Raw genomic sequence first — 16,708 nt, 5'->3', positions numbered from 1 at the left:
AACAAGTCCGGGCAGTTGGCACACCGGCTGATGTACGTCGATCTGGTGATCCTGGATGAACTGGGCTACCTGCCGTTCACGCAGTCGGGCGGTGCGATGCTGTTCCACCTGCTCTCCAAGCTCTACGAGCGAACGAGCGTGGTGATCACCACCAACCTCACCTTCTCGGAATGGAGCAGCGTCTTCGGCGACGCCAAGATGACAACCGCCTTGCTCGACCGCCTCACGCACCACTGCCACATCGTGGAGACAGGCAATGAGAGCTGGCGATTCAAGCACTCCAGTGCCGCTGGCGCGGCACCGTCCAAGCCACGTGCAAAAGCTCAGAAAGGAGATCGAAAAGCAGCAGACCCGATAGACTTATCCACAACCGAGTAGCCAGAACATCCATCAACCCAGTGGCTCAGTATTCGACGTGATCACTGGCTCAGTTGTGCTGATGAATCAACAGGCACGTATCGTTTTTCCTAACAGCGCACCCGTCCTTGATGGACGGCTCCGAAGATACATCTCAAACAGTCCACAAACCGTCTACTAAAGCCATTTGAACCAGCGAAAGACCGCTACCAACCCAACACTCATTAGTAAGCAAAGACCTACCAACACCCAGAAGCCATTGGTGGCATCTGCGAACGGCAGTCCCAGAAGATTGGCGCCAAACAGGCCAGTGACAAAGTTCAAGGGCAAGAAGATTGTGGATACCACGGCAAAAACATAAGAGCTTTGATTCAGCTGTCGCTCCTGAATGCGGTTTGCCTGGTCACTGAGGATATCGATACGGTCACGCAAATTCTCCAGCGTTTCGAGCAACCGCAACAGCTGGTTCAGGTGCTCCTCCAGTCGGCCTCGGTGATTTATATTCAGCGGCGGGACGACGAGAGTTGTCAACGTTTGAAGAACGGCTCGCTGGGGGCCAAGATGACGAAGAAAGCCAGAGATCGCGGTCTGGGTATTGGCCATGCTCGGGCATGCCGCTTCCGTCTGGTGCTGAACCAGAAGGCCGCCGATCAGATCCACCCCATCCTCCAGCATCTCGACCTGCTCGGAAACTTCCGCGAGGTGCTCTTCGATGAGATCGCAAAGGAAGTCACCTGGCGTTGCAGGGCCGCGCCCCTGAGAGATGTCTTCTGCAAGTTCGAGGATGGGATCCACATCCTCCTCGCGGGTCGTGATAACCCGACGCTCATCAATCCAGATTCGCATGGACACCATGTCCTCTGGATGCCCCACTCCATCAGCTCTCAGATGCATCGCTTTGAGCAGAACCATCACACCCTGCCCGTGGACGCGCAACCGCGACCGGGTATCTTCAGAGACCATCGCTGCGGCGATCAGCTTGTCCAGGCCGGTCGCGCTCGAGAGAAAACCTTCCGTCTCGCGGTGGTGGATGCACATGTGCAACCACGACGCACCGCCGGTCATCTGGAGAAGATGGAGGAACCCAGGCGTACGCTCTGCTTCGATCATGGCTCTCAGCCCACGGTGGATTCAACGTCAAGGTTAACGGTATCTCCAACCCGTAGCACGCCACCTACGACGATCCGTGCCGTGGCGCCCCCGTGACCACGCAGCGCGGCGTAACCGCCTTCACCGAGCTCGTCCTCCATGCGTGAACAAGGAGGACATGGCCCCGTGATTTCAATGCGGACCGAACCGCCAATTCGCCAGACAAAGCGCTCTTCCCGGAAAGGTGAATGCATCGCGGCGATGTTGATCCCCGAGATCACGAGGTTGCGCCGCAAACGCTCCGGGGCAATTGGGGCTTGCCCCGTCCAGACCCCGAGCAAGCTGAGGTGCTCAGCCTGGATCAGACTCAGCTCGCGATGGCGTTGCGCATCCGACTGACGAAGCCGCAGGGAGCGGTGATCGCCAATCAGCCCGAGACCCGGTTCGGCCCTGGCCTCCTGCACGGACACAGCGTCCTTGAGGCGATCCGGGCGCAGAACGATGGCACCAAGTCGACCTGTGCCATGAAAGCGCCGGACCAAGTCGCGCAGCGTGCCGCCCATCGTTCAGACTCGAATGAGGTGCATCACAAGACTTCCTCTATGTGCAGTTCGCGTTGCCGGAAGCTGACAACATCACCGGCTCGGGCATCTGCGATCGCTGCGTAGATGGGCGCCTGGGTGGAAATTCCCATGTAGGTGTTGCCGTCGCACTGGAAGGCATCGCTAGCAACCGCAATCACGAACCAACGCCCGTCGATGCGAACCACGGCGCCTGTCTCCACCGAATCCCGGGGACCGAAATCGATCTGACGTAAGACTTCCAGGGCCTCCTGATGATCGTGAATGGGGCATTCGAACGCCTGCGCCAGAGCGGCATTGTTGACGGCCCGCGACGCCGCATCGCTTTCACTGGGTTCATCTCCGCGGCCCGCCGCACCAACCAGGTATTGTGCATAGGCCTGTTCAGCAAACCGCAGGCGCCCTTCGGCAAGGTCCAGCATGGTCTGGCGCAAATGGATCTTGTTGCTCATTCAGGCTCCTATGTCAGGTCGACGTTTGTTGCGTTGGGGTGAACGGTAGGCGGTGCCAGACTGTGAGGGCGTACCAGCCTCGGGGGTCGGTCAGGGTGCAGGTGTTGTCAAACCCGCTTTGGGCTGCGAGGTGTTCAATAGAAGCCATCGTGTACTTCTGAGATTGCTCCGTGTAGATGGTCTCGCCGGCAAGGAAAACGAAACCTCGGTCGAGGGTCTTGCTGTTGACCACCTGGTCCACCTGGCTAACCAGAAAGCTCCTGGCCACGTGTTCCAGCGGACAGTAGCTGGCGTAATGACGAAATTTCGCAAGATCGAAGTCCATGCCCAACTCGCGATTCAACCGTGTCAGCAGGTTCAGATTGAACGCAGCTGTCACGCCTTGAGAGTCGTCGTAAGCTGCGCGCAGCATGGCCGGGTCCTTGACCAGATCCAGACCAAGCAGCACAAGGTCACCCGGGCGCAAATTCGAATGCACTCGCTGCAGCAGCTTGACGGCACCGTGTTCGTCCAGGTTGCCCAGATTGCTGCCCAGTAACATTGCAACCTGGCGTCGCCCTTCGGCGACCTGAGGCCAGTGCTCGAAGTAGTCTCCCAGCACCGGCTCGATGGCCATGCGGGGGAGGTACGTGTCAAAGCGGCGGCTCAGATCCGCTAGTGCGCGTGCGGACACATCCATAGGCCTGTAAATGCAGTCCACGTCACGTTGTGCCAGTGCCTGGCACAACGACAGCGTTTTGGCCCCGTCGCCGCTGCCCAGTTCAATCAAATCGATCGGGCTGCACCGAGGGTCTATCCACCGGGAAAGTTCGTCCGCTCGTGAACGCAGGAGCTCGTGCTCAAGGCGTGTGAGGTAGTACTCTGGCAGCGCCATGATCTGCTGAAACAGGCGCGAGCCTTCGTCGTCGTAGAACCAAGCGGATGAGAGCGCCTTTTGTGGTCGCGTCAACCCTTGCAGAACATGCTCTGTCAGTCTGTCCCGATCAGTCATGCCGACTCCCGCGAGCGAACAGGACGAATCCCCGTGAACTGCCAACGCAACGGAGCGTGAAAGAAGTTCCGGTATGTCAGACGGGCGTGGCCCGGTGATGTGGCCCAGGATGCTCCGCGCAAGACCTGCTGGTTTACCATGAACTTCCCGTTGTATTCCCCCACCGCGCCCTCGCTGCGGGCAAAGCCAGGATAGGGCTGATAGGCACTGCGCGTCCATTCCCATCGACGTCCCCAGTCGAGCCGGCTTGCCGCTGCCTCCCACTCGAACTCGGTGGGCAATCGCCACCCCGCCCACTCGCAGAAGGCATGTGCCTCGTAGTAACTGACGTGGGAGACTGGCGCCTGGCTACTGAGAGGCGCCACACCCTGGAGCGTGTAGTGACTCCATCCGTGAGGCTGGGCTGGGTCGGGCAGCCAGTACATTGGCGCACGGTGTTCGAGCGTTTGCACCCAGTCCCAACCTTCTGCATGCCAGAGCGAATGGCGCTGATACCCTCCGTCGCGCATAAACTGAAGGTATTCATCATTGGTGACAAGCGCCACACGGATGTCTACCCCTTGAATGAGCGCCAAATGCGATGGCGACTCGTTATCGAAGGCGAACCCTGGCCCCTGGTGGCCGATGCGAATCGTCTGCCCGTCGACGCTCAGCCAATCGTTCAGGGGTGGGCAGGTGCCATCGTGTTCGGCCGTCACATCTTGCGGACCGATGCCCTGAGGGTCATACGCCGGATGCAATGGGTTGTGGCCAAGGATGTACTTGATGTCTGTGATCAGCAACTCCTGATGCTGTTGTTCATGCTGCATGCCCAGCTCTACCAAAGCCGCGACTGCGGGCTCCAGTGGTTCCTTCAGCAGACGATGCATGGACTCGTCCACATGCGCGCGGTATGCCATCACCTCAGCCACCGTCGGGCGACTCATGCTCCCTCGCCGAGGGCGTGCCAAGTGAGCGCCCTCAGATTCGTAGTAGCTGTTGAACAGGTAGCCATACAGAGGATGGAACAGTCGATAGCCCGGCTGTTGTAGCGCGAGAACAAAAGTCTCGAAGAACCACGTGGTGTGAGCCAAGTGCCACTTCGGTGGACTGACGTCGGAAACCGGTTGAGGGACATGGTCCTCGGCACTCAGAGGAGCACACAGCCGTTCGCTGCGTGAACGGACAGAGACGTATCGGGTCAGGAGAATTTCTTCAGGTGTCATGGCAAGTAAGAACAAAAAGTGCTTCAACTTCCGAAACGCTCAGTGCGGATGGAGACCTCTGGCACATTCAGCCCGGTGACCATATGAACGATGGACTCGACAAAGTCATTGCGCCCGCAGATAAAAACTTGTGCGGATTCGGTCGCCACATTGCCCAACTGCTGCAAAGCCCAGGCAACATCGGCTTCAACAATGCGGCCAACGTGGTCCTGCACACGCGGGGCACAGGTGTCCCGCGAGAGAGCTAGTCGGGTGCGAAACCGTGGAGTAAACGCTTCCCATCGCTGCAGGGTTGGCCAGAGCAACACTTCTTCCAGATGGCGTGCGGCAATCAACAACGTTGTATGCGCTAGGCTGTATGCACCCACGCGTTGCGCTGCCATGGACAAAAGGGGAACGACGCCAGATCCTCCCCCAATCAGCAAGGCTGGTCGTGTGTTCGACTCGTCAAGCACAAAATGTCCTCCAACTGGTCCGAGGATTTCAATCGTTTCGTCGTGCTGGGCCTCATCGTGAAACCAGGTGGATACTTCGCCATCGTCCAAACGCTCAATGCCCAGTTCATAGAGCCCAATACGTTGAGGAGGAGAGAGGAGTGAGTAGCTCCGTTGTGCCTGATAGCCGTCTTCTGCTGTCAGTCGGACATCCAAATGCTGGCCCGGCCTCGGGCGAACCCATCTGTCGGGACGCAGCACCACCCGCATGACGCGTGGAGTCAGTGCCTGCAACGCTTCGATGCGTGCGGACTGCCAGCTCAGCCGTTGCTGACCAACGGCCTCATCCATAGCGCTCTTCCTTGAAGGGGTCACCTCGCATGTGATAGCCCCGCAGTTCCCAGAACCCGGCCTCGTCGCGCTCGTTGAACTGCAGCGCATTGACCCACTTGGCCGACTTCCAGAAATAGAGATGCGGCACCAACAGGCGTGCCGGTCCCCCGTGCTCGGGCGCGAGCGGTCGGTCATCGTAGTGCGTTGCGATCATTGCGCGCCCTTGTGTCAGATCGGCCAACGGCACGTTGGTGGAGTAGCCGTCCTGGGAATGCGCCAGCACCCAAGGCGTGGGCGCTTCCAGTCCGGCTGCTTGCAACAAAGCGTCCAACGTCACACCGCGCCAGCGGGTGTCGAATTTCGACCAGGTGGTAACGCAATGGATATCGACCACCTGCTCGGTCTGGGGCAGGGCCTGGAATTCGCTCCAGGTCCAAACGCGAACCGGCCGCACACCGACCTTCAAGGTCAAGCGCCAATCGCCAAGCGCCAAGGCTTTTGGGGTGGGGCCCGCAGTCAGCACGGGAAAACCTTCCGTCAGGGACTGTCCTGGCGGAAGTCGACCGCCGTGGTTGTGGACATCGCGATTGCGGCCGCTGAATGAGCGGTTGATGGGCATGGTGTGGGTCCTCCGGCTCACCCAGAACTTGCGGTCAAGGGCTTGCGTCGATCAATGATGGTGGGCAGGAACTCGGTGACCGTCGGGTGAACGGGCAATGCATCCCGGACCAACTTCCAGGTGCCGCCACTGGCCATCACCAGACCGATCGCCTGAATGATCTCGTCCGACTGGATCCCGAGCATGGTCGCTCCGAGGAAATGACCACTGTCCTCATCGATGAGGAGCTTGATCTTGCCCACGGTTTCGCCTTCTTCCTTCGCGCGACTGACGTCCTTCATGGCGTGAACCGCCTGGGAAATGCGTCGCCCTTCGGTCACGAGTTTTCGCGCGTCGGCCTCATAAAGACCGACGTGGGCCAGCGGAGGATCGGTAAACATGGCATAAATGCCGACGCGCGCGGCGGCGCTGCGTTGCCCTCCGGCCAGGTTCTCCGCCACGATGTCCTGATCGTGGTAGCTGGTGTGGGTAAAGGCCCCGCGCTGATTGATGTCACCCAGCGCCCAGATGCCGGGAACCGCGGTTTCGAGCCGGTCGTTGGTGACCAGGTAGCCTCGCGCACTGACCTCCAGGCCCACCGTTTCCAGGCCCAGACAGTCGGTGTTCGGTATTCGCCCGGTGGCCACCAGCAGGTGGCTGCCATCCACGCTGCGGCCACCAGCCAACTGCACCCGCACGCCAGCGTCGTTGTCCGCCTTGCCGACCCGCTCAATGCGCACGCCGGTGTTCACTTCGATGCCTTCCGCTGTCAGCATTCCGGTCACAGCGGCTGCAATGTCCTCGTCCTCGCGGGCCGTGAGGCGGGGCCCTGTTTCCAGAATGGCAACCTCACTTCCCAGCCGCCGAAAGATCTGAGCCATCTCCAGGCTGATGTATCCACCGCCGATGATCACCAGCCTGGACGGTAATTCACGCAGCGCCAACAGCCGTTCGTTGTCCAGGAACGGCAGCTCGTCCAGCCCAGGCACCGGCGGAACAAAGGGACGTGTGCCGGTGTTCAGCACCACCTTGGGCGCCACCAGCTGATGCTCGCCGGCCAGCACCACGAACTGTTCGCCTTCACGGCCCGCCAGGCGACCGCGCGCCTTGATGATGGTGAGTCCTTCCAACTGGCCCAGCCAGGCCTGCAGGCCAGAGCGAGCCTCCTCCACCCGGCGTTGCATGCGCTCCATCGCTGCCCTGAAGTTGACCTGGACCGACCCGGTTTGCACACCGAATTCGCTGGCCCGGCGCGCCATGTGAGCCACACGAGCCGACTTGCGTAGGGTCTTGGTTGGGGTGCAGCCCCGATTGACACAGGTACCACCCAGGTCACGCTCCTCGATGAGCGCCACCTTCATACCCCGGGCAACGAGTGTCGCGCCCAGAAAGGGACCGGCCTGACCGGCTCCGATCACGATCGCGTCGAACCTCTGTTCCCCGCTCATGGCCGCACCTCGACACCGCGCCAGAACGCCACCCTGCCGGTCACCGCCTCCGCACCAGCCTTGGGCGACGGGTAGTACCACGCCGCGTCAGCGTTCACGTCTTCGCCGACCACGACGTCGTAGTAGCTGGCCCGCCCCTTCCATGGACAGGTGGTGTGCGTATCGCTTGGTTTGAAATGTTCCGGGCGCAACGCGTCGTGTGGGAAATAGGCGTTGCCTTCAACTTCCACGATGTCATCGCTCTCAGCGATGGTGGTGCCTTTCCAGATGGCTCTCATGCTCCGTCTCCTTCGTTTGTGTGTGGTTGGGATCAGTCCCGAATCAGTGTGGTGGTGATCACCGGATGGTTCTCCAGCGTTCGATGCACGGGGCAACGATCGGCGATGCGCAACAGGTCCTGTCGCTGGCTTTCACTCAACGGTCCGCTCAGCAGGAGCTGCCGCGTGACGTGGTCAACCTGTCCCGAGCGATCCCCGCACTCCTGGCAATCGGTCGCGTGCGCGCGCTCATGACGCAACCTGACCTGGACATCCTTGAGCGCATAGCCTTTTCGCTTGGCGTACTGGCGCAATGTCATGGACGTGCAGGCGCCCAGCGACATCAGCAGAAGTTCATAAGGATCGGGCCCGCGTTCGCCACCACCCACTTCCTTGGGCTCATCGGCGTCGAGGTGGTGCGGACCTGCTCGCATCGATCGCCAGAAGGCGTGATCGTGCTCCCCCACCCACACCTCGCCCGCACGAAGGTCCGACGGCGCATCGTTTCGCTCGGCTCGCATCGGCAGAAACCGCGAGGCCCAGGCGCCAATCAGGTCAGCCGCATACTGCGCATCGGCCGGGCGCGTGAGCAGATGGTCCGCATCGTCCAGGCTGATGAAACTCTTAGGATGTCTGGCCGCCTTGAACAGGTCCTGTGCCTCGCCGATGTCCACCACCGCGTCACTTGGCGCGTGCATAACCAGCAAGGCCGCGCGAAGCCCCTTGACCGGGTTCTCGTGGGCTTGGGCCTGGAGCTCTTCAATGAAGGCCGGCGCGATCCTGAACGCCCGGCCGCCCAGGTCGACCTGGATCTGCCCATCCTCTTCGGACTTGGTCGGACCGAAGTGACGAAGCACATGGTCGGCCGTCGCGGGTGCGCCCAGCGTGCAAACCGCCCGTATGCCGTCGAGGCGGGCAGCCGCCGCGATGGCCGCCGTCCCCCCCAGGCTGTGTCCGACCAACAGTGCAGGCATGCCGATCGTGCTCTGCATCCAGTGCACCGCCGCCACAATGTCCGCCACGCTGGACGAAAAGCCACCGCGCCCGAAGTCGCCTTCGCTCTCGCCCAGACCGGTGAAATCAAAGCGCAGCGTGGCGATGCCCTGCTGAGCCAGCGCCCGGCTGATGCGGGTCGCGGCGAGAGAGTTCTTTCCGCAGGTAAAGCAGTGGGCAAACACCGCCAGGGCTTGTAACGGTGCATGGTCCGGGCGTTCCAAGACACCCACCAGCAGACCCTGGCTGCTGCCAGCGAAGCCTACCTTTTCGCTGCTCATGCTTTCTCCAGTGCCAGGGCGTTGATGCAGTAGCGCAGACCGCTGGGCTTGGGTCCGTCGGGAAACACGTGACCCAGGTGGGCGTCGCAGACGTTGCACGTCGTCTCCACCCGCACCATGCCGTGGCTGTTGTCTCCGTGATAGCCCACCAGACCCGGGGCAATGGCCTGCGTGAAGCTGGGCCAGCCGCTGCGGCTGTCATATTTGGTCGACGCATCGAATAGTTCAGTGCCGCAGCACACGCACCGGTAGATCCCGGGCGAAAACAGCGTACACATCGAGGAGCTGTGCGCCCGTTCGGTGCCCTTGAGCCGCGTGATTCGGAACTGCTCGGGCGTCAGCTGTTGGGCCCACTCGGCTTCGCTGCGCTCAACTCGGCGCGGTGGCGTCGGGTTGCCCGTTTCCACCAGTTGAATCACTCCTTTCCAAGTCAACATGTCGGGCCCAGGCTCCGGTGCCGCCGGTTCGTTTTCCAGCCGCTTGAGAAAGGTGACGAGCTTGTCGGCGTCGATTCGGAAATGGTTGTAGACCACTCTGCCATCGGGATCGATCAGGATGAACCAGGGTGTGCCGCCGTTGCGGTAGCGGCGCATCAGCTCCGAACCCGCGCCGTCCTGTTCGTCACCGGCGTCGTGCCCGAAGGGAATGCCCAGCGCGTAGCGGGAGTGATTGGCCAGCATGCGCTCCCAGGTGTTCGAACCGAAGTCCTCGAACACGGTCTGGACTGCGGCGAACCCGACGAAGTCGCTCCCCCGAAACGCGTCGACCACCCGGGCAAGCGCCGGAAAGCCGGTCGCATGGCACCCCGGGCAGGCGTCCTGAAAACAGAAGATGAGCTTGAACCGGCCGGGCATGCGGTCCAGGTCGAAGTGTTCCAGCGCCTGGCCCGACGCGTCCACCCACCGGGTCACACCCAGGGGAGCGGCCGCTTCGCCAAGGACACCGGGTTCCTGTTTCGTTGTGGTCATGCGAAGTCTCCTTTCAGAAATCGTTGGGTACCCCAATCAGGTGCCGCAGAAGGTGCGGTGGGCTGCGGCCACTTCGGGCGAGGCCGGCAGCGTGAATGGCCGCGCGGACTCCACCGTCTCGTACGGCCGCCCCAGCACCGCCAGCAGGCGCTCGAACGGACCGAGGTCGGCCTCGTCCACGGCACTCGACAGCGCCGCCTCCACCTGGTGATTGCGCGGGATCACGAAGGGATTGACCGACCACGCCGTTGCGGCGCAGTCCTGCAAGGTCCTTCCCTCCCGGGCCATGCGCTGGCGCCAGCGCGCCAGCCAGTCCGAGAGCGCCGGGCGCTCCCGTCCGAACAGGTCGTGCAGTGCGGCATCCGGCCCCGTGATGGCGTCGGACAGGAGGCGGAACGCCAGCGTGAAGTCCACCTTTTCCCGCTGCAGCAGCTGCAGGAAGTCGTCCGCCAGGGCGCGGTCGTCCGGCTCTTCAGCGGCCAAGCCCAGCTTGGCGCGCAGCTGCCCGGTCCAATGCCGGTCAAAGCGCACGGCAAACCCGGCCACCACCTGTTCCACCCGTTCCACGACGTCGATATCGCGGGCGTCCAGAACCGGCAGCAACGCTTCGGCCAGACGGGCCAGGTTCCATTGCGCCATGGCCGGCTGCTGGCCGTAGGCATATCGCCCCTGACGGTCGATCGAGCTGAACACCGTGGCCGGATCGAAACCCTCCATGAACGCACACGGACCATAGTCGATGGTCTCGCCCGAAATGCTCATGTTGTCGGTGTTCATCACCCCGTGGATGAAGCCCACGCCCATCCAGCGTGCAATCAGCTGCGCCTGCCGCTCACAGACGGCCTCCAGCATCGGAATGGGCTTGTCGGAAAGCTTGGCGAGGGCGGGGTCATGCCGCGCCACGGCATAGTCGAGCAGCCGCCGAAGCATCACCTCCTCCTCCCGCGCCGCGAAGAACTCAAAAGTGCCCACCCGCAAGTGGCTGGCCGCCACGCGCACCAAGATCGCCCCGGGGGGCGAGCCCTCGCGGTTCACCCGCTCACCGGTCCGGATCACCGCCAGCGCACGCGTCGTGGGAATGCCCAACGCGTGCATGGCCTCGCCCATGAGGTACTCGCGCAGCGCCGGGCCCAGTGCCGCCTTGCCATCGCCACGGCGCGAAAACGGCGTACGGCCCGACCCCTTGAGGGCCAGGTCCCGACGCTGTCCTGCCGTGTCGATGAGTTCCCCGAGCAGCAAGGCGCGGCCATCCCCCAAGTGTGGCGAGAACTGGCCGAACTGGTGTCCCGCGTAGGCCTGCGCCAGCGGCGCCGCCTCAGCCGGCATTTCCACGCCGGACAGCCACGCCAGACCGGTCGCAGACTTCAGCGTCGCCGGCTCCAGCCCCAGCTCCAGCGCCAGGGCGTCGTTGAACTGCACCCAGGCCGGGGCCGGGGACGGCTCGGGCTTCCAAGGCACATAGAACCCCTGCATGTCCCGGAAGAAGCTGTTGTCAAACGGCAGCCGAAACGCCGGGCCCGTCCCCGGCGTCTTCGGCTCCGACACGGCCTTTGGTGTGGACGCACGCATGACTTCAGGCCGCCTTGAGACCATCGTTCGAAGCGCCGAACGCCCCGATCAGCTGCCGCTCGTCGAGCTCGAAGTCGCTGTAGAGCACCTCGTCCAGCGGATCGATCACCAAAAACCACGGCGTGCCGCGCGTCCCGTAGTCCGCCATGAGCGACGACGCGCGTCCGATCGCAGGGTCGTGTCCGAACGGAATGTTCAAGCCGTAGCGCAACTGCGTCTCGCGCAGGCGCTCGAAGGTGTTGGACTCGGCGCCCTCGAACACGGTCTGCACCGCGGCAAACGCGAAGCCGCGATCGCCCAACGCCTTGATCAGCTTCTGCAGGGTCGGAAAGCCATGGCTGTGGCAGCCCGGACACCAGTGCTGGAAGCAGAAGATCACTTTGAACCCGTCGCCCAGATCGGACAGCTTCAGCGGTGCCATGCTGCGCCCTTCGCCGTCGATCCACCACGGCACCCGCAGCTCGGGCGCCTGTTGAATGCACCGGGATTGCATCACCATCTCCTCAGGAAAAAAACAGACACACCGGGTCGGCCCGCCCACTGGCGCGCCGACCCCCACCGTTCTTGAGCGTTGGCCGTCAGCCGATCTCGCGTCGCGGCAGCTTCCAGCCCGCACGGGGGTAGTGGCAAGTGTAGCCGTTGGGGTGCTTGACCAGGTAGTCCTGATGCTCGGGCTCGGCCTCCCAGAACGGCCCCGCGGGCGCGAGCTCGGTGACCACCTTGCCCGGCCACAAACCCGAGGCATTCACATCGGCAATGGTCTGCTGCGCCGTGGCCAGCTGCTCGTCCGAGGTGTAGAAAATGGCCGACCGGTAGGAACTGCCGCGGTCATTGCCCTGGCGCCCCGGGGTGCTCGGATCGTGGATCTGGAAGAAGAACTCCAGCAGGTCGCGAAAGCTCGTCTGCGTGGGGTCGAACTCCACCTCCAACGCCTCGGCGTGGGTGCCGTGGTTGCGGTAGGTGGCGTTGGGCACATCGCCGCCGCTGTAGCCCACACGGGTGCGCAACACGCCAGGCAGCTTGCGCACCAGGTCCTGCATGCCCCAGAAACAACCGCCGGCCAGGACTGCTTTTTCGCTCGGGTTCATCGTGATCTCCTTCAAAGTTCTGCCTCAAGGCATTGAACCTGAAGTCGGGTCCGTTCGGCACAGCACAACGGCATTCGGCGTCCGCATCACGCCACCGATCGTCCAGAACCAGGGCGCGATGGACCTACGGCTGACTCAGATGCTCCATCTGCCAAGCGCTGGGCGATTGCCCCGAGGCCCGTTGAAACGCTCGCGCGAATGCGGTGGCATTACCGTAGCCCACCTGAGAGGCCACCGCCTTCACTGCCTGCCCTTGCGCGAGTAGGTTGCGGGCAACCGCCATGCGCCAGTGGGTCAAGTAGGTCAACGGCGGTATGCCCACCACCTGGACAAAGCGCAGGGCAAAGGCAGACCGGGACAGGTGCGCCAGCTCCGCCATGCTGTCAAGCGTCCAGTCGTGCTCTGGCGATTCGTGCAGCATGGACAGCACCACACCCAGACGGCTGTCGACCATGGCCTCCAGCACACCGCCGGACAGCAGTTGCCGATCAATCAGGTGACGCACAAGCACCACGAAGGTGTATTGCAGCAGGCGGTCGATCGCTGCCCGATAACCAAAAGCACGTGCCTCGGCCTCCTCGAACAGCAGCTCTACCGGTCGCTGCAGCGATGACGTGGCGGTCAAGTCAATCACCGTGACGTCCGGCAAGATCATGTCCAGCGGCGGCGCCAATTCACTGAGGGTGGCGCACATCAGGTCCACCCCCTGCGGCCCTGAGCCCTGAACCCAGTGCTCCAACGCGCGGGGAAGCAACAGCACGCTGGGCGCCCGCACGTTCAGCGGCGCAAAGCCCTTGCGCGTCAGTTGCAGCTCGCCGCGACTCAGCAGGTGCATCGTCCCCTGCTTGAGGCCGTCAGCCTCGGATCCCTGCGTCAGGGTACAGAGATTTCCCGAGAAAAACATGCGCGCCGTGGGGGTGAACCGTAACAGCTGGTTCAGCAGAGAGGCGTTCGGCAAGGGAGTGCTTTGGTTCAAGCGCGTGACACCTGTTGTGGGTTAGACCTTGATTATCTTGGAGCTTCCGCCTCTCCTTAGAATGACTGCATGCCCCCCCCGTCCCTTTCGTCCAGCATCTCTCGACACCACCAAGCTCCCGCAGAAATTGAGGGCCAGGCGCTCAGGACGTCAAACTTCCTGCGCCAGGTCATTGAAAAAGACCTCGCCACCGGCACCTACGCCCAGCGCCAATGGGGCGGCGGCCCGGGTGATGCCGCCTTCCACGACGCCGGCCAGCCCGACCCGGCCAAGATCCGCACCCGCTTCCCGCCCGAACCCAACGGCTACCTGCACGTGGGCCACGCCAAGAGCATCTGCCTGAACTTCGGCCTGGCGCGCGACTACGGCGGCGTCTGCCACATGCGCTTTGACGACACCAACCCCGAGAAGGAAGAAAAGGAGTACGTGGACTCCATCCTCGACGCGGTGCAGTGGCTGGGTTTCAACTGGGAATCCAACTTCAACGGCAAGCAGGAAAGCCACCTGTACTACGCGTCGAACTACTTCGACTTCATGTACCGCGCGGCCGAATACCTTATCACCGCCGGCCACGCCTATGTGGACGAGCAGACAGCCGAAGACATGCGCATCAACCGCGGCGACTTCGGCAAGCCCGGCGTGGACAGCCCCTTCCGCAGCCGCAGCCCGGAAGAGAACCTGGCCCGCTTCCGCGAGATGCGCGACGGCAAACTGGCCGACGGCGCCGCCGTGCTGCGCGCCAAGATCGACATGGCCTCGCCCAACATCAACCTGCGCGACCCGGCCATCTACCGCATCCGCCGCGCCACGCACCACAACACGGGCGACGCCTGGTGCATCTACCCCATGTACACCTTCGCGCACCCCATCGAGGACGCGCTGGAGCAGATCACCCACAGCATCGCCACGCTGGAATTTGAAGACCAGCGCCCGTTCTACGACTGGTTGCTGGAGCGTTTGTGCGAAGGCGGCCTGCTCAAGGCCCCACCGCCGCGGCAGTACGAATTTGCGCGCCTGAACCTGACCTACGTGATCACCAGCAAGCGCAAGCTGGCGCAGCTGGTGAACGAGAAGAAAGTCAGCGGCTGGGACGACCCGCGCATGCCCACCATCGTCGGCCTGCGCCGCCGCGGCTACACGCCCGAGGCCATCCAGCTGTTTGCCGAACGCATCGGCGTGACCAAGAGCGACTCCTGGATCGACTACAGCACGCTCGACGGCTGCCTGCGCGAAGACCTGGAAAACAAGGCCCACCGCGGCATGGCCGTGCTTGACCCCGTCAAGCTGGTGCTCACCAACTGGGCCGAAGTGTTCGGCTCTGACGGCTACACCGAAGACTGCACCCAGCCCGCCCTGCCCCACAGCACCATTGCCGAAGGCCAGACGCCGCCGCCTGACCGCGTCTTCAAGATCGGCAAGGACGTGTGGATCGAACGCGAAGACTTTGAAGAAGTGCCGCCCAAGGGCTACAAGCGCCTGTTCCCAGGCAACGTGGTGCGCCTCAAAGGCGGCTACGTCATCGAATGCACGGGTTGCGCCAAAGACGCCGAAGGCAAAGTGACCGAAGTGCACGCCAAGGTCATCCCCGGCACCAAGAGCGGCACCCCCGGCGCCGACAGCGTCAAGGCCAAAGCCGCCATCACCTGGGTGGGCAACGCCGACGGGGTGAGCGCCGAAGTGCGCCTGTACGACCGCCTGTTCACCGACCCGCAACCCGACGCGGGCGGCAAGAACTTCCTGGACGCGCTGAACCCCGACAGCCTGAAGGTGGTGACGGCGGTTGTGGAGCCTTCACTGGCTGCAGCGAAGCCAGACCAGAAATTCCAGTTTGAGCGCCACGGCTACTTCGTGGCCGACCGTGCGGACCACGGGGTGGGCGGGAAAGTGGTGTTCAACCGGGTGACGGGGTTGAAGGATCGTTGGAATTGATCGCTATTCCCACTCTGTGCTTGCTTAATGCCTCGTACAAATCGTCTTTGTTGAAGACATCGCCTTGCACCACTTCACTCTCAGAATCTGGGGGTAGCTATCTACTCCGTTTTGGCGAGTAGGTGAACAGATCCGGAACAACGCGCGGTTGACACGGCCACATAGGAGTTGCGGAGCGTTTGCCCGGTAAACCTGTCTTGAATCGTCCCGAGGAGATTCGAACGCGCTGCCTAAAGCAACCACGCAAGCAACGTGAGCCGTTTTTCGACACCGACGAATCTGTGCATGCGCTGGTTATGGTCGAAAAGTGAGGCGCTCTACCAAATCGCAAAAACGGCAGGAAGTACATGGGTGTGTGGCATACCTCCCCCGACAACAGGGCGCACGCTTTACGACAAGTTGATGCGGTGTCTGGGCGAGATTGCCCATACGCACGATACCGACTGAAGTACCCGCCACCAACTTCGGCGACTAGGATGGCCATAATGAGCCAAATCCAACGGGGTCTACGGTTCCAGCAATTGCACACTGCCGAGGCCATCTTTCTGATGCCCAACGCTTGGGACGTTGGTAGTGCGCTGATGCTCGCGTCCTGCGGCTTTCCCGCTATCGCCACTACGAGTGCAGGCGTGGCTTTCTCGCTGGGATTCCCTGATCAAGAAGCTGCTGTGAGCAGGGAGACCATGCTGGATCGCGTGGGGTCCATTGCTGCGGCAAGTCCACTTCCTGTCTCCGCCGATCTCCAGTCGGGCTACGGTGCGAGCCCTGAAGAGGTTGGAGAAACCATCGCGGCTGCGATTCGTGCTGGTGTGGTGGGCGCGAACATCGAGGACTACAGCGGCAATCCTGCGCAAGCCCTGTTCGACAGAGAGCACGCTGTCGCGCGCGTTCGGGCAGCAAGACGCGCCGCGGACGCGTCGGGAGTTCCTTTTGTTCTGACGGCCCGATCCGATGTCTACCTGACTGGTGCGAGCAATGTTTTTGCAGAGGCCGTCGAGCGATGCAATGCGTACCGAGAGGCGGGTGCGGATTGCCTCTTTGTGCCGGGGGCTTCCGACCCCAAGACCATCGAAGCGCTCGTCCGGGAGATCAATGCCCCCCTCACCGTGGTCATGGGCCTGACAGGTTCACCTCTCACCGTGCCCCAACTCGGATCTTT

The 16,708-nt window shown here is 62.5% G+C and carries 18 protein-coding genes; 3 read left to right on the top strand and 15 right to left on the bottom strand.

What is annotated here, in order from left to right; translation table 11 throughout:
• The coding region (locus KIT53_RS19975; protein WP_280023666.1) for an ATP-binding protein at nucleotides 1-378 on the top strand (378 nt) is incomplete at its 5' end.
• A gap of 156 nt (nucleotides 379-534) precedes the next feature.
• Here KIT53_RS19975 and KIT53_RS19970 read toward each other — a convergent pair.
• From KIT53_RS19970 to KIT53_RS19900, 15 genes are all read right to left on the bottom strand, one after another.
• The gene (locus KIT53_RS19970) at nucleotides 535-1,467 is read right to left on the bottom strand and encodes a CorA family divalent cation transporter (RefSeq protein ID WP_042797683.1); all 933 of its coding nucleotides are present in this window, start codon (nucleotides 1,465-1,467) and stop codon (nucleotides 535-537) included.
• A gap of 5 nt (nucleotides 1,468-1,472) precedes the next feature.
• Nucleotides 1,473-2,009, bottom strand: coding sequence for an MOSC domain-containing protein (locus KIT53_RS19965; RefSeq protein WP_034054001.1), 537 nt, complete (start codon nucleotides 2,007-2,009; stop codon nucleotides 1,473-1,475).
• Between the two features lie 23 nt (nucleotides 2,010-2,032).
• Complete coding sequence (locus KIT53_RS19960; protein WP_297756217.1) at nucleotides 2,033-2,479, bottom strand: hypothetical protein; 447 nt, start codon at nucleotides 2,477-2,479, stop codon at nucleotides 2,033-2,035.
• Between the two features lie 13 nt (nucleotides 2,480-2,492).
• Nucleotides 2,493-3,470, bottom strand: a complete 978-nt coding sequence (gene egtD / locus KIT53_RS19955) for an L-histidine N(alpha)-methyltransferase (protein ID WP_123676628.1) — start codon at nucleotides 3,468-3,470, stop codon at nucleotides 2,493-2,495.
• Nucleotides 3,467-4,675 (bottom strand): ergothioneine biosynthesis protein EgtB, encoded by a 1,209-nt coding sequence (egtB, locus tag KIT53_RS19950; protein WP_123676627.1) that lies wholly within the window; start codon nucleotides 4,673-4,675, stop codon nucleotides 3,467-3,469. Before egtB ends, egtD begins: the two co-directional genes overlap by 4 nt.
• A gap of 23 nt (nucleotides 4,676-4,698) precedes the next feature.
• Nucleotides 4,699-5,460 (bottom strand): FAD-binding oxidoreductase, encoded by a 762-nt coding sequence (locus KIT53_RS19945; RefSeq protein ID WP_297756215.1) that lies wholly within the window; start codon nucleotides 5,458-5,460, stop codon nucleotides 4,699-4,701.
• Complete coding sequence (locus tag KIT53_RS19940; protein WP_123676625.1) at nucleotides 5,453-6,061, bottom strand: sulfite oxidase-like oxidoreductase; 609 nt, start codon at nucleotides 6,059-6,061, stop codon at nucleotides 5,453-5,455. The genes KIT53_RS19945 and KIT53_RS19940 overlap by 8 nt, the downstream gene beginning before the upstream one ends.
• 17 nt (nucleotides 6,062-6,078) lie before the next feature.
• Entirely contained in the window at nucleotides 6,079-7,488 is a 1,410-nt protein-coding gene (locus KIT53_RS19935) for a mercuric reductase (protein ID WP_034053982.1), read from the bottom strand.
• Nucleotides 7,485-7,766 (bottom strand): DUF427 domain-containing protein, encoded by a 282-nt coding sequence (locus tag KIT53_RS19930; RefSeq protein ID WP_034053981.1) that lies wholly within the window; start codon nucleotides 7,764-7,766, stop codon nucleotides 7,485-7,487. The genes KIT53_RS19935 and KIT53_RS19930 overlap by 4 nt, the downstream gene beginning before the upstream one ends.
• 32 nt (nucleotides 7,767-7,798) lie before the next feature.
• Complete coding sequence (locus KIT53_RS19925) at nucleotides 7,799-9,019, bottom strand: bifunctional alpha/beta hydrolase/OsmC family protein (RefSeq protein ID WP_008647313.1); 1,221 nt, start codon at nucleotides 9,017-9,019, stop codon at nucleotides 7,799-7,801.
• Nucleotides 9,016-9,456: a peptide-methionine (R)-S-oxide reductase MsrB gene (gene msrB / locus KIT53_RS19920; RefSeq protein ID WP_034054008.1), complete on the bottom strand. Its 441-nt coding sequence runs from the start codon at nucleotides 9,454-9,456 to the stop codon at nucleotides 9,016-9,018. Before msrB ends, KIT53_RS19925 begins: the two co-directional genes overlap by 4 nt.
• Nucleotides 9,457-10,023: 567 nt before the next feature.
• Entirely contained in the window at nucleotides 10,024-11,556 is a 1,533-nt protein-coding gene (locus KIT53_RS19915; protein ID WP_074423286.1) for a protein adenylyltransferase SelO, read from the bottom strand.
• A 4-nt stretch (nucleotides 11,557-11,560) separates the two neighbouring features.
• Nucleotides 11,561-12,049: a redoxin family protein gene (locus KIT53_RS19910; RefSeq protein ID WP_034053978.1), complete on the bottom strand. Its 489-nt coding sequence runs from the start codon at nucleotides 12,047-12,049 to the stop codon at nucleotides 11,561-11,563.
• 85 nt (nucleotides 12,050-12,134) lie between these two features.
• Nucleotides 12,135-12,644: a peptide-methionine (S)-S-oxide reductase MsrA gene (gene msrA / locus KIT53_RS19905; RefSeq protein WP_008652077.1), complete on the bottom strand. Its 510-nt coding sequence runs from the start codon at nucleotides 12,642-12,644 to the stop codon at nucleotides 12,135-12,137.
• A 124-nt stretch (nucleotides 12,645-12,768) separates the two neighbouring features.
• A complete protein-coding gene (locus KIT53_RS19900) occupies nucleotides 12,769-13,620 on the bottom strand; it encodes an AraC family transcriptional regulator (RefSeq protein ID WP_052157284.1) in 852 nt (283 codons plus the stop codon).
• Nucleotides 13,621-13,689: 69 nt separating this feature from the next.
• On the opposite strand from KIT53_RS19900, the gene KIT53_RS19895 reads away from it, so the two are divergent.
• Nucleotides 13,690-15,549, top strand: coding sequence for a glutamine--tRNA ligase/YqeY domain fusion protein (locus KIT53_RS19895; protein WP_197970338.1), 1,860 nt, complete (start codon nucleotides 13,690-13,692; stop codon nucleotides 15,547-15,549).
• Between the two features lie 485 nt (nucleotides 15,550-16,034).
• The coding region (locus tag KIT53_RS19890) for an isocitrate lyase/phosphoenolpyruvate mutase family protein (RefSeq protein WP_280023667.1) at nucleotides 16,035-16,708 on the top strand (674 nt) is incomplete at its 3' end.

The organism is Hydrogenophaga sp. (genome assembly GCF_026125785.1).
Classification (GTDB): domain Bacteria; phylum Pseudomonadota; class Gammaproteobacteria; order Burkholderiales; family Burkholderiaceae_C; genus Hydrogenophaga.
This window is presented reverse-complemented; position numbering and strand designations above follow the sequence as displayed.

What these genes read in the sequence shown, in the direction of transcription:
- KIT53_RS19965 (WP_034054001.1), bottom strand. Translation starts at nt 2,009, where the DNA reads ATGGGCGGCACGCTGCGCGACTTGGTCCGGCGCTTTCATGGCACAGGT.
- msrA (WP_008652077.1), bottom strand. Translation starts at nt 12,644, where the DNA reads ATGAACCCGAGCGAAAAAGCAGTCCTGGCCGGCGGTTGTTTCTGGGGC.
- KIT53_RS19895 (WP_197970338.1), top strand. Translation starts at nt 13,690, where the DNA reads ATGCCCCCCCCGTCCCTTTCGTCCAGCATCTCTCGACACCACCAAGCT.
- KIT53_RS19930 (WP_034053981.1), bottom strand. Translation starts at nt 7,766, where the DNA reads ATGAGAGCCATCTGGAAAGGCACCACCATCGCTGAGAGCGATGACATC.
- KIT53_RS19945 (WP_297756215.1), bottom strand. Translation starts at nt 5,460, where the DNA reads ATGGATGAGGCCGTTGGTCAGCAACGGCTGAGCTGGCAGTCCGCACGC.
- KIT53_RS19915 (WP_074423286.1), bottom strand. Translation starts at nt 11,556, where the DNA reads ATGCGTGCGTCCACACCAAAGGCCGTGTCGGAGCCGAAGACGCCGGGG.
- KIT53_RS19925 (WP_008647313.1), bottom strand. Translation starts at nt 9,019, where the DNA reads ATGAGCAGCGAAAAGGTAGGCTTCGCTGGCAGCAGCCAGGGTCTGCTG.
- KIT53_RS19910 (WP_034053978.1), bottom strand. Translation starts at nt 12,049, where the DNA reads ATGCAATCCCGGTGCATTCAACAGGCGCCCGAGCTGCGGGTGCCGTGG.
- egtD (WP_123676628.1), bottom strand. Translation starts at nt 3,470, where the DNA reads ATGACTGATCGGGACAGACTGACAGAGCATGTTCTGCAAGGGTTGACG.
- KIT53_RS19960 (WP_297756217.1), bottom strand. Translation starts at nt 2,479, where the DNA reads ATGAGCAACAAGATCCATTTGCGCCAGACCATGCTGGACCTTGCCGAA.
- egtB (WP_123676627.1), bottom strand. Translation starts at nt 4,675, where the DNA reads ATGACACCTGAAGAAATTCTCCTGACCCGATACGTCTCTGTCCGTTCA.
- KIT53_RS19935 (WP_034053982.1), bottom strand. Translation starts at nt 7,488, where the DNA reads ATGAGCGGGGAACAGAGGTTCGACGCGATCGTGATCGGAGCCGGTCAG.
- KIT53_RS19940 (WP_123676625.1), bottom strand. Translation starts at nt 6,061, where the DNA reads ATGCCCATCAACCGCTCATTCAGCGGCCGCAATCGCGATGTCCACAAC.
- KIT53_RS19970 (WP_042797683.1), bottom strand. Translation starts at nt 1,467, where the DNA reads ATGATCGAAGCAGAGCGTACGCCTGGGTTCCTCCATCTTCTCCAGATG.
- msrB (WP_034054008.1), bottom strand. Translation starts at nt 9,456, where the DNA reads ATGTTGACTTGGAAAGGAGTGATTCAACTGGTGGAAACGGGCAACCCG.